The following is a 12,655-nucleotide window of genomic DNA, read 5'->3' as shown; positions in this document are numbered from 1 at the left end:
CGTTGACGCTCAGCTGACGTCGAACCATTGGTCGCCGATGTCGACGCGGGTCCCCCGCTCGACACGATACCGGCGGCCGGCCTCGCATTGCCGCGCGATGCCGCCGAGCATCCGCGCCACCGTGCCGTTGCCGGAGTAGCGGTCGCAGATCCACAGGTCCTCGCCCTCCAGGCCGAACTCCAGGTGGGTCTTGGAGACGCTCCTGGCCGGGTCGGAGATCGGGACGAGCTGGTCGACGTGCTCCCCCGGCTGTGTGATCGGGCGGCGGCCGACGAGGCCGCTGCCGCGCACCTCCACCGACTCCCCCGTCGAGAAGCTCAACCGGTAGACGCGCACCCGCGCGGCCGGTGGCGCGGGAGGAGCGCTCTCGAGCGGCACGATGTCGATCGCCTCGGTCGGCGGCAAGCCGTCCTCGTCCAGCTCGACATCACCGGGGAACCGCCCGGCGACCGCGGGCTTCGAGCGCCCTGCAGGCGGCTTGGCGAGCGGCCGGACGATGGAAGTGTCGGAGGGCCGGGAGTCGGCCATCTCGGGGGGCCGCACGCGCGAGGCCGTCACCGAGCTTCCGCAGTTGCCGCAGAACAGCGTCCCGTCCTTCAGCTCCGCCCCGCACACCCGGCATCTCATCGCCTGCTCGCCCTCTCTCCCGTCCTTCCACGGTAGCCGAGGGAGCGCAGCGAGACCGCCGCGAGCCACCGCTTCCACCGCGTGTCGCGCCGATCGAGCTGACCGCGGAGGGCGTCCACCGCCTTCCAGACCGAGTCGGCCTCCTCGCGGCTGGGCGCGAGCGGGCTGAAGACGGCACGGTCGGCGACCTGGGCGAGCGCCGACGCCCTGGTGCCGCCGATGGTGGTGGCGAACTCCACGCGCGTGGCGGCCGGCGGCGGGTCGTAGCCGTGGTCGACGGCGGCGTCGGCGAACTCGCGCCAGCCGCCGACGATCCGCTCCGCCGCGCTCGGCGCCGACCTGCGCAGCGACCGTCTGCGCCACTTGGCCGCGATCACCGCCAGGAAGGGCGCGGCGATCAGCGCGACGACGAGCAGCGTCCAGCCGATGACCGTCAGGATCGCCAGCAGCGTCTCCAGCAGCGGGTTGGGCGCAGGCGGGTTGGTGCTGTCGACCTGCGCGTTCGGCGGCTCCTCGTTCTGCTGGGGCGTGTCGTCGATCGGCGGCTGCACGTTCGTCTGCGGACGGGAGATCTCCGTCGGCTGCTGCGGCTGCTTCGGCGGGACGGTGCGCAGTGGCGGCGTCGGGTCGACCGTGACCCAGCCCGTCGTGGTCTGCACCTCGATCCAGGCCGACGCGTCCGAGCCGAGGAACGTGACCGGGCCGTGCGCGTCGGCCGGCGCCACGAACCCCATCACCACGCGGGCCGGGAAGCCGAGCTGCCGGGCCATCAGCGCGGCCGTGACGGCGTACTGCTCCTGGTCCCCCAGCATCGGCACATCGGTCAGCAACTCGGTGATCCGGTCGGCGCCGTGACCGGAGCGGCTCGCCGGCTCCTTCGTGCCGACGCCGTGCGAGAGGTAGCCGTCGGTCTGCAGCCCTTTCAGCGCGGCGGCGAGCTTGGGACCGGCGCCGGTGACGCCCGCGGTGTACTTCTGCACGGTCGACTGCAGCTCGTCGGGGATGACGGTGGGGCGGGGCACCGAGTCCGACCCGGGATCTACCTTGGCGAGCTGCGCCGCGCTCAGCTTCGGCGGCGTCACCGAGTCGGCGACGTAGGTGTCGCCGTCGTGGAGGGAGGCCATCACGGCGCCGGTGCCTGTCACGTCGTTGTAGAAGTACGCCCCCGACAGGTTCGTGGCGTGCGGGCCGTAGAACTGGATCTGCTCCAGCTGCCCGGTGCCGGGCACCCACGGGCCGCGGTAGCCGCGCACGGTCACCGTCAGCTGGGTGGACGCGCCCTTCGTGCCGCTCTGGTCGAGCCGGTACGGCAGCCGCACGAACGACCCGGAGGCGCTGGAGACCGCGTCGGTGCCGACCGAGTAGGTCACGCCGTCGTAGGTGTCGAGCGTCGCGATCCTGACGCGCCCGTCCGCGGGCAGGCCGGACACGCTCAGCATGGGCTCGGAGGCCGCGGCCGGCTCGAAGTACGACCGGAACCCGGTCAGCGGGCTCGGGTAGGCGCGCGGGTCGAAGGGCTGCTCGACCGCGGTCCGCACCACCTGGCGGTCGTTGGCCGGCGGCACCAGCGCCGTGGCGCCGAGGCCCGCAGCCGCAGCGACCGCGAGCATCACGGTCGCGCCTGTCGCCGTCAGCACCGCCGTCGAGCCGCGCTCACGCCGGGTCTCGACGGTGAGCCCGCTCTGCTCGCGCAGCGTGCGCACCGCTGCCGTCCTCCTGCGCAGCCGCAGCCGGATGTTCCACACCAGCAGGAGCGCGAACAGGGTGAGCACCTGCCAGAGCGGCGCCGGCGTCACCGCCGAGCCGAACGCGATCCCGGCGACCAGCACCAGGACGGGCGGGATGCCGGCGAGCTCGGGGAACTTCGACCGCAGGGCGGTGCTCGTCGTGATCGTCGACGCCAGCAGCACCAGGATGAACGCGGGCACGAGCAGCGCCTCGTACGAGCCGACGGGCACCGAGATGGTGACGAGCTGCTTCCAGGACAGCCAGGTCCCCTGCACCAGGTCGACGAAGCCGGGCCCGGTCGGGAGCAGGCCGCCGCCGGCCGCCAGGCTCGGCACGGCGAGCTGGACCCCTGTCGCCAGATAGACCAGGACGAGGACGCCGGCCACGACGATGCTGGGCCAACGGAAGGTCGCACCGAGCACGCCGATCGCGCCGCCGAGCGCCAGCGTCACCACCAGCATCGTGATGAACGCGCCGGACTGGTACACCGGCCAGAACGACCACGCCGCGAGCGCCACCGCCGCCAGCGCGAACGCGGTATCGAGCGCGGCGGATCGCCAGGGCAGCCGGCCGATCACGTCGCGAGCCGTTTCGCGAGGCTGCGCTGGAGGTCCTCCAGGTAGCCGATGGTCAGCACACTGAGGTCGGCGACCCGGCGCAGGCTGGGCACCGCGCCCTCGTCGCAGACGATCGCGACCACGTCCACGCCGAGCGGGAAGTGCGCCGCCGCCGAGCGGAGCTGCGTCGCCGTCACCGACGAGCCGCAGAGCAGGAAGGCGATGGAGATGCCCGCGGCGTCCTCGCTGGCCACCTGGGCGAGCTCGGGCAGCCGCAAGGCGGACTCCGCCGTCTCCACCCCGGCCAGGTCGTCGAGCAGCCGGCCGCGGCCGACGGTGCTCAGCCGCCGGGCGCTGAACACCACGCGCTTGGCGAAGTCGGGCGTCTCGGCGCTGGCGACCACGGAGACGGTGCGGGAGTCGAGCATCGCGCGCACGCCGAGCGAGCCGGTGGCGCTGACGGCCAGCTCGAACTCCTCCTCGGTGGCGTAGTCGGCCTCCGACAGGCTGAGCGCGACCAGGAGGTGGCTGCGACGGGTCTCCTCGAACTGCCGCACCATGTAGCTGCCGGTCTTGGCGGTGCTCTTCCAGTGGATGTTGCGCCGCTCGTCGCCCGGCATGTACTCGCGCAGCGCGTGGAAGGCGACATCGGACTGGGTCAGGTCGCGGGTCGGGGCGCCCTCCAGGTCGCGGACGAAGCCCGTGCTCATGCTCGGGATGGCGATGGTGCGCGGGTGCACGAACAGGTCGAGCGACTCCGCCCACACCATCTCGCGGCGCAGCAGACCGATCGGGTCGGCGCGCACGGTCCGGACCGGGCCGATGGGCACGATCCCGCGCCGGCTGGTCGGCACCACGAACACATCCGAGTGCTCCTCGCCGCTGGCCAGGGCGGGCGCGGCGAACTCGGCGAGCCCGGCCCCGACCGGGACCTCCACCCGCACACCGGGCAGCCGGCGCCGCACCGGGTTGCGGACCGTGACCTCCCCCGGCGCCCGGTCGCCGACGACCACGCGGTTGGTCGGCAGGGTCAGCCCGACGTCGTACGCGATCCGGCCCACCAGGTAGAGCGACGCGATCAGCAGCAGCGCGACGGCCATCCAGCCCGCGACGACCGCCTCGGTCCAGCCCAGGACGTAGCCGGCCACCAGCGCGAGCACCGTCACGAGGAACATCGACCAGCCGAGCGGCGTGATCACCGCGCCCAGGGCGTGCGCGGCCGACGCCACGGCCCGGCCCACGGCGGAGCCCGTGCGGACCGCCCACACGATCGCGTCCGCGAGCATGCCGTCGCGCTCGCCGACGATCCGGGCCCGCGCGTTGGTGAGCTCGACCTGGGTGCGGGTGATGGTGCTGGTCACACGGCGGCCCGATCGCTGGGCGGCGGCACCTCGATGAGGAGCTGGCCGACGACGCTCGAGGCCGTGACGCCCTCGAACTCGGCCTCCGGGTCGAGCACCAGGCGGTGCGCGAGCACCGGCTCGGCCAGGGCCTTCACGTCGTCCGGGGTCACGTAGTAGCGGCCGGACGCCGCGGCGAGCGTCTTGGCGGCGCGGACGAGTGCGAGCGCGCCGCGGACGCTGACGCCGAGGCGGATCTCGTCGGCCGAGCGGCTGGCGTCGACCAGCCGGGACACGTAGTCGTTGATGGTCGGGTCCACATGCACGCCGCGCGCCAGGTCCGCCATCTCCGTGACGGTCTCGGCCGAGATGACCTCGGGGACGACGATATCGTGCGCCCGCCGCTCCGCGCCCTCCAGGATGCGGAGGGTGGCCTCGTGATCGGGGTAGCCGATCGACGCCTTCATCAGGAAGCGGTCGAGCTGGGCCTCCGGCAGCCGGTAGGTGCCCGCCTGCTCGATCGGGTTCTGCGTCGCGATCACCATGAACGGCTCGCCGACCGGATGGCGCACGCCGTCGACGGTGACCTGCTGCTCCTCCATGACCTCCAGCAGCGCCGACTGCGTCTTCGGCGACGCGCGGTTGATCTCGTCGGCCAGCACGATGTTGGCGAACACCGGCCCGCGGTGGAACTCGAACGCGCCCGTCCGCTGGTCGTAGATGTTCACGCCGGTGATGTCGCCCGGCAGCAGGTCGGGGGTGAACTGGACGCGGTTGGTCGTTCCGCGGACGCTCTCGGCCATGGCGCGGGCGAGCGAGGTCTTGCCGGTGCCGGGGACGTCCTCCAGCAGCAGGTGACCCTCGCTCAGCAGCGCGACCAGGGCGAGGCGGATGACGTGCGACTTGCCGAGGAGCACCTGGTCGATGTTCTGCACGAGGCGGTCGAACACGCCCGAGAACCAGGCGGCCTGCTCGGGGGTCATCGTCATGCTGTCGCCTCTCGTGGATGTGAGCAGCGCCGCGCCTGCGCGCGGGCCGTCCTCAGTATGCCGGTCGTCGCTCATGGCATGCCTGAGGCTGGATAGGGGGTGCTGTACGTGTCGCCGTTGGCGTACACCTTCACCGTGAGCGTCGGGTTCGCCGTTCCGACCGGCGCGACGCAGACCGCGGTCTGGCCGAGCGGCGGCATGTCGACCTCCGGGCCGCCGCAGCTGTAGGTGACGCGGGTGTAGCCGGCGCCGGTGGGCCAGACCGTCCAGGAGAACGTGCCGGTGGTCTGGTCGAACCGCGCGCCGCCGATCGCCGTGCTGACCGCGACGCCCAGCGGCTTGGTGAAGTTCTGCGCGGTGCAGAGCTGGGTGCCGTCGGGGTAGGTCTCGCAGATCTGGGTGATGCTCAGCGTGAGCGGCATCCCGTAGTGCTGACCTGGCGCGCCCGCGACCGTACCGCTTGTGCCGGCGAGCTGTCCGCTGTCGACCGCCACGCCGCCGCTGAGGAGCTGGTAGTCGATGATCGGGCTGGAGCCGCTGCCCGTCTGGTAGTCGACCGAGGCCTGGTAGTCCCAGGTGGTCGCGCTGCTCGGCGTCGGGCCGCTGACCGTGACGTCCCGCACCGACCCCGGCTGCAGGCGCTGCGTCGCCGAGACGATGGCGCTCGGCGTGCAGCCCTGGCCGTTGTAGGCGTAGACGACGAAGTTGTAGGTCTGGTTGGCCTGCAGGCCGGTGAACGTCGCGCTCCCGCCCTGCGTGTGGATGAACGACGCGGAGGTGGGGTCGACCTGCAGCACCGGGTTGCCGCTGTCCACTCCGGTGACGGTGCAGCGGGGCTGCGCTGTGCCCTGGAACACTGCGGCGTAGTAGTCGGTGATCGCCTTGCCGTTGGCGCCGAAGACGCTGGGCCACGACAGCGTGGCGCTCGACCCGTCCGCGTTGTTCGGCGTCGCGGTCGGGGCCGTGCCGGTCAGCGTGGGCGCGCCGGCGGGCACACCGCTCCCGGAGGTCTGGTTCCAGGTCGTCCGGTTCTGATAGAAGGCGTTGTGGCTCGCCACCGTGAACCCGATCGCCGCGCCGTTCGCGATCCCCGGGTCCGTGACGTTCAGCGCGTAGCTGCCGTTGTCGGCCGGCCCGACCTGGACGGCGTTGGTGATGCCGCCGACGGTGACGACGTAGGAGGTGATCGGGCTGGCGCCTGGGGCGTCGGCCGGGCGGTTCCAGGTGATCCGGAGTCCGTTGTTCAGCGGGGTCGAGCTCACGTTGGCCGGGGCGTTCGGGATGACGTCCGACCAGACCGGCTCGACGTAGTTGGTCGGGTCGGACAGGCCGAGCGCGTTGCGGGCCTGCACGGCGAGCACGACGGCGTTCTGGGGTCCGTTGCCCGGGGTGGCGATCGCGCAGACGGTGGTCGTGCACTGCGTGGTGCCGAGGACCGCTCCGGTCGCCGCGCTCGTCATGGTGACCTGGAAGCCGGTGATCGGCGAGTTGTTGAACGCGCCGGGCGTCCAGCTGAGCGTCAGGCTGCGGTCGCCGATGGCCCCGATCTGCACGTTGGAGACCGGCGCGGGCCGGTCCTGGACCGAGACGGTGACCGTCCCCCAGGTGTAGCGGTCGGGGTCGTTCGTCGCGTCGGCGACCTCGTACTGGAGGGTCGTGTCCTGCGGCGCCGCCGTGCTCGACACCGTGACCTGCAGCACCGCGTTGTCCGGGCTCGGCGTGATGGTGACGCCGTCCGGGAGCGCCCCACCCAGCCCACGCACCGCGAGCACACGGAGCGGCTTGCCGGGGAACGGGTTCGTCGCGGCGTCGTTCGCCAGCACGTCGACGGTCGTCGTCTGCCCGCGCGGGGCGATCACACGGTCCGGCTGCGGGCTGGCCAGCGGGCGCGTCGACGGCACGATGTTGAGGTCGATCCGGCCGGCCTGGCCGGCGTTGACGGCGTCCTTGACCCCGATCGAGATCGACGGCGAGCTGCCCTTCTGGACGTCGGCGCCCACCGAGATGGTCAGCTTCTGGCCGGACAGCGACAGCGAGACGCCGGCCGGCCGCGGGTTCTGGATCGAGTACTGGAGCTCGCTCTGGTCCTTCGCGTACGGGTAGCTGGTCAGCTTCGTCAGGTCGACCGTCTTGGACTGGCCCGGCTCGAAGTCGATGAGCGCGCCCGTGAACACCGGCGGCTGGTTCTCGCGCGGCGTCACATCGATCGGCAGGACGATGGTCGCCACGTTGCCGTTCGGATCCGTCGCGCTGTTGCCGTCGGTGACCTGGAACGAGATGCTCGCCGGGCCGAAGTACCGGGTGGTCGAGGTGTACTGCAGGGTGTCGGAGTTGACCACCAGGTCGTCGCCGTTGGCGTGCGTCGCCCGCACGGTGGCGGCATCGGTCAGCTTCACCTTCCTGCCGCCGATTGCCACGATGTAGTCGTTCAGGTGGATGGTGAGCGTCTTCTCGCTGACGACCGTGAGCTTCGGCGCCCCGCGCTTGAGCTGCGGCAGGGCGTCGTCGTAGCCGGGCACGCGCACGAAGCCGTAGCCGGCGACGGACTCGTCCTCCGGGTTCGCCACCTTGAACGGGATGATCTGGCTCTTGGCGGCGATCGTCACATGCAGGCGCTTGCCCGCCGTGACCGTCGCCGTGCCTCCGTAGCCGGACACGATCGTGAGCTTCAGCGTCGACACCGGCCCGTCGGCGAAGAACACGTTGGAGAGCACGTTCACGTCCACCGTGTTCCTGCCGAGGATGTCGGAGAGCCCGAGCACGGTGTCGGTCACCACCGGCCGCGCGGGCGGCGCGTTCTTGTCGACGGTGACCCGCAGGAACGCCTGGCTGGTGCCGCCGCGCTCGTTCTGGATCGTGTACAGGAATCCGTAGGCGCCCTCCTGCTGCGGCGCGGTCACCACCACGATGTCGCCCTGGACCTTGGCCTTGGCCTTGCCGTCGAGCGAGGTCACCCCCGTCACGCTCAGCGGGCTGCCGTCCGGGTCGGAGTCGTTGGCCAGCACCTGGACGTTGAGCGTCCTGCCCGGCCGGGTGGTGACGTCGTCCTCGACCGCGACCGGGTTGCGCGCACCCTCGACCCGGGGCGCGATGCCGATGCGAACGGTCCCGGTCGCGCGTGCGCCGAGCGCGTCGACGACCGCGTAGGTGAACGTGTCGGTGCCCGCGGCGTACGCGCCGGCCTGGAAGTCCATCCAGTCCGGTCCGGAGGCCACCACGGCGCCCTTCTGCGGGTTGGTCTCCTGCCCGATGAACTGCACGGAGTCGCCGTCCGGGTCGATCCCGGAGAGCGGGACGGTGACGCGCACGGTGTCGCCGGCCAGCACCCGGGCGGTCACGGTCTTCGGCACCGGCGGGTTGTTGGTGGCGAGGTCGCGCTCGCGCACCGCGATGTTCACCTCCGCCGTGGCCCACTGCCCGTCCGCGCCGTACACCCGGTAGGCGGCGACGTAGTTGCCCGGCTTGGACGGCGCGAGGTACCGCAGGTGGTCCCCGCTGGCGAACAGCAGGCCGGCGCCGGCCGGCAGCGGCGTCGCGAGCGTCGGGTCGAGCGTCAGCTTGTCGCCGTCGGGCTGGACGTCGTTGGCGAGCACCGGGATGTCGACGGTGTCGTTCACCCGCACCGCCACCGAGTCCGGGACGGCGATCGGCGGCTGGTGGACGGTCAGCGCCGGGAGCTGGACGACGGTGACCGTCCCCTCCGTGTCGGCGAGGCCGTTGCTCAGCCGGTAGTGGAAGTCGACCGGCGCGGCGAGCGGGCGCGTCAGCGAGACCCGGAGGGTGCGCTGCTGCAGGATCTGGACCTTGACGCCGGTCGACGGGGCCGGGTCGGTGACCCCGGTGACCAGCAGGACGCCGCCGGAGGGGTCGATGTCGGTGGACAGCACGTCCACGTCCTGCGTCGACTGCTCGCGGATGAACGCGGTGTGCGGCACGGCGATCGGCGTCGTGTTCGCGCCGGGCGGCGCCTTCACCTCGATGCGCACCACGCCGGTCGTCGTGATCACGCCGTCCGTGACCGAGTACTCGATGTTGTGGGTTCCGGCCTGGTCCGACGAGAACCGGAAGGTGCCGCCCTGGTAGTCCGGGGTGATCGTCGCGTCCGCCTTGGAGGGCACGGTGCTCAGCCGGACCACGCCGTTGCCGCCGCGGACGTGGTCGAGCGGGCGGACCGTCGTCTCCTGGCTCTGGTACGCCACGACGGCGAACGGGTCGGCGATGATCGGCACCTGCCCGGGCGGCTGCACCGTGACGGCGAGCTGTCCGGTCCCCTCCGCCCGGCCGTCGGAGAGCGTGAGCGCGATGTCCTTGAGGCCGCCGCCCTGACCGTGGTCGGAGTAGGCGACCTGGCCCTGCGGCGTGAAGGTCACCGTGTCGGGCGCGGGCACCGACGCGCCGGCGAGGAAGAACGGGTCGCCGTCGGGGTCGTAGCACTCGTTGAGCGTCGACGTCGTGACCCGGCCGCCGGCCTGCACCACGGCCTTGGCCGGCCGCACGCAGACCGGTGGCGAGTTCTCCTCCGGCGTGCGGACCGTCACCGTCACATGCGCGGTCGCCGTCCCGCCGCGGCCGTCCGAGATCGTGTAGTCGAAGCCGATCGACCCGCTCGCCGTCGCCGGGAGGGTGATCTGCAGGAGCTGGTCGGAGTTGGTCAGCTCGATCGTGCCCTGGCTCGCCGGGATGGCGGTGAACGAGTCGATCGCGAGCACGTCGCCGTTCGGGTCGTAGTCGTTGAGCAGTACCGGCAGCGGGGTCACTCGCCCGGGCCGGGCGCCGAACTGGTCGTTCACCGCGACCGGCGGCTGCTCCTGCTTGGCGTACTGCGGTGTGGTGTCCTGCTTGGACTGGTCAACCAGTTCCTGCGTCGTCTTCTTGGCGACCAGGTCGTCCCAGTTGTCGATGCGCGTGTTCCCGCTCTGCACGGCCCACGAGACGCCGGACCTGGCGTCGTTGAGGACCACCCGGTCGCGGTTCACCCGGAACGCCAGCACGGCGCCGGAGGGCACCTGGCTCAGCGTGCTGCGCGTGCCGGCCGACGGCGAAGAGCAGGTGTGCCAGGACGTGCCCGAGTTCCAGGCCGTGTACGCACAGCCGCCGACGACCACGGGTGCGGCCGGGGCCCCGGAGACCGTGCCGAGCACCCGCTTGGGCGCCGTCCCGTCGAGCGGGACGCGGATCAGGCCGCCGGCGGTCGCGATCCAGACCGCGCTCCCGTCGGACGACGGCGCCTGGACGATCGGATTGGAGTCCGAACCGATCGCCGCCGCCAGGTCGATCGCGTGACCGGACACCCAGAGCGTCTTCTCGTCCGGGTCGAAGAGCGCCCACTGGCCGCCCGCCGAGGTGAGCTGGATGTGCGCGCCCGTCCCACGCGACGGCACCTTCTCCGAGGAGGTGGCCGGCTGCTGGCCGCCGAGGTCGACGCGCACCATGCTGCGCGTGCCCGGTTGGTAGGCGAACAGCACGCCGGAGGGGTCCATCGCGCCGACCGCGCGGCCGCCCAGATCCATCGTCGGCGCCGAGCCGGAGTTGAACTGCTCCAGCTGCGACACCGAGGTCAGCCAGAGCTGCCCCGTGGTCTGCGAGAGCATCGCGACGTTGTTCCCCGCGACGGCGACCTGCGGCGACCGCGGCGGCAGCGCCACCGACTTGCCCGCCTGCGCGGTCGCCGGGTCGACGACGGCCGCGGTGTTGGCCTCCTTGTCGAGCAGCAGCACGTTCTGGCCGTCCTGGACGACGTCGAGCGCCTCGCCGGTGCCCGGCACGATCGAGTTGAGCGAGTCGATCTGGGTGTTCGCCCGGCCGAGGGCCTTCTTGGCGTCGCTGGCCACCCACACCGACGCGTCGTTGAGCTGCAGGTGCTGGGCGCTGTAGCCTCCCGACACCACCGCGAGCGTCGCGACGACCGCCGCGACCACGGTCCCGCTCAGGGCGGTGGCCGCGATCGACTTGTGGGCCAGGAGCCAGGCGCGGATCATGGCGAGTCGGTCCTCTGGACGCACTTCTGGCCGCTCGGCGACCCGGTCTTGCCGTCCCGGTTCACCGTGATCGTGACGCACACCGTCTGCCCGGGCTTCGCGTCGACGCGGAACTCGGTCGCGCGCTGACTGCTCGGCGGCTGGTCGTCGACCGTGACCTGATAGCTGTCACTGGTCTCCAGCCCCGGATCGGTCCAGGTGAAGACGATGGTGCCCTGGCTGACCCGGCCGCTCAGGTCGCGCACGGTCGGGATGTCGCCGGAGGCGTTCGCCCGCACCAGAACCACCGTCGCCGTCACGGCGAGCAGCACGACGAGGATGGAGCAGGCGACCAGGGCGCCGATGAGCGCGCGCGAGAGGCGGGCAGGCGGCGCGGGTGGGATCGTCGGCGAGCTGCCCGCGCTCTCCCGGACGATCGTGGGCGCCCTGGTCGCCCCGGCCGGCGCGGGCGCGGCACGGCGCCGGCGACGCCGGGCCGCGCCGGGATCGACGGCGAGCACGCCCTTGACGCGCGTCCGCTCCTCCGGGTCGTCGGCGGTGGCCAGCGCCCAGTCGTCCATCGCGACCTCGATCGGCGTCTGCGGCAGCCCGAGCTCGGCCTCCACCGACTGCAGCTCGCGGATCAGCTCCAGCGCGCTGCGCTGCCGCGCGGAGGGCTTGCGCGACATCGAGCGCATCAGGAGCTGCTCCAGCCGCGGCGGCACGTCCGGGCGTCCGATCGGCTGCGGGCGGCCCTTGGTGATGCGCTGGATCAGCTCGGCGGAGGTGTTCTCCTTGCCCGGCAGCTCGAACGGCGAGCGCCCGGCCAGCAGCGAGTAGATCGTCGCGCCGAGGGACCACACCTCGCTGGCGACGGCGCCGCTGGTCTCGTCCAGCAGCACCTCCGGCGCCGACCACGGGATGGAGAGGCCGATCGCCTCCGTCACGTCGGCCTCGCTGAGCGTCGCCGCGATGCCGAAGTCGCTGAGCACGGGGTGGCCGTAGGCCGTGGTGAGGATGTTGGACGGCTTGATGTCGCGGTGCAGCACCCCGGCGCGGTGCGCCGTCTCGACCGCGCTCGCGATCCGGACGCCGATGCTCAGCACCTCCGGCACCGGCAGCGGGTCGGACCGGTAGCGCTGGCCGATGGCGGACGAGCACAGCTCCATCACCAGGTAGGGGCGGCCGTCGGCGGAGACGCTCGCCTGGTACACCGTGAGGATGCTGGGGTGCGTGCTGAGCTGGGCCATCAGGTTGGCCTCGGCCTGGAACATCTGCTTGACCTGGCTGGTGACGACCTCGGCGAGCATCACCTTGACCGCGACCTGCCGGCGCGGCATGTTCTGCTCGTAGAGGAACACGTCGGCGAAGCCGCCCGAACCGAGCACCCTGACGTAGGAGAAGCCAGGGAGGTTCGGCGGCTGTGAAGGCAAGCGCCGAGCCAAGCAGCTCCTCCC

6 protein-coding genes are annotated in these 12,655 nt (G+C 72.2%); all 6 read right to left on the bottom strand.

Annotated elements, in window-relative coordinates; translation table 11 throughout:
* Nucleotides 1-9: 9 nt before the first annotated feature.
* Nucleotides 10-627, bottom strand: coding sequence for a zinc-ribbon domain-containing protein (locus ACFRFH_RS10560; RefSeq protein WP_382462966.1), 618 nt, complete (start codon nt 625-627; stop codon nt 10-12).
* Nucleotides 624-2,933: a transglutaminase family protein gene (locus ACFRFH_RS10555; protein WP_382462965.1), complete on the bottom strand. Its 2,310-nt coding sequence runs from the start codon at nt 2,931-2,933 to the stop codon at nt 624-626. The genes ACFRFH_RS10560 and ACFRFH_RS10555 overlap by 4 nt, the downstream gene beginning before the upstream one ends.
* Nucleotides 2,930-4,273, bottom strand: a complete 1,344-nt coding sequence (locus tag ACFRFH_RS10550; RefSeq protein WP_382462964.1) for a DUF58 domain-containing protein — start codon at nt 4,271-4,273, stop codon at nt 2,930-2,932. The genes ACFRFH_RS10555 and ACFRFH_RS10550 overlap by 4 nt, the downstream gene beginning before the upstream one ends.
* Complete coding sequence (locus tag ACFRFH_RS10545) at nt 4,270-5,241, bottom strand: AAA family ATPase (protein WP_382462963.1); 972 nt, start codon at nt 5,239-5,241, stop codon at nt 4,270-4,272. Before ACFRFH_RS10545 ends, ACFRFH_RS10550 begins: the two co-directional genes overlap by 4 nt.
* A 71-nt stretch (nt 5,242-5,312) precedes the next feature.
* Nucleotides 5,313-11,219: an Ig-like domain-containing protein gene (locus tag ACFRFH_RS10540; protein ID WP_382462962.1), complete on the bottom strand. Its 5,907-nt coding sequence runs from the start codon at nt 11,217-11,219 to the stop codon at nt 5,313-5,315.
* On the bottom strand, nt 11,216-12,643 hold the full coding sequence (locus ACFRFH_RS10535) for a serine/threonine-protein kinase (RefSeq protein ID WP_382462961.1): 1,428 nt from the start codon (nt 12,641-12,643) through the stop codon (nt 11,216-11,218). Before ACFRFH_RS10535 ends, ACFRFH_RS10540 begins: the two co-directional genes overlap by 4 nt.
* Nucleotides 12,644-12,655 lie beyond the last annotated feature (12 nt).

This window comes from Leifsonia sp. NPDC056824 (assembly GCF_042789575.1).
Classification (GTDB): domain Bacteria; phylum Actinomycetota; class Actinomycetes; order Actinomycetales; family Microbacteriaceae; genus Leifsonia.
The sequence above is the reverse complement of the archived record's forward strand: the minus strand, read 5'-3'. Positions and strand labels throughout refer to the sequence as shown.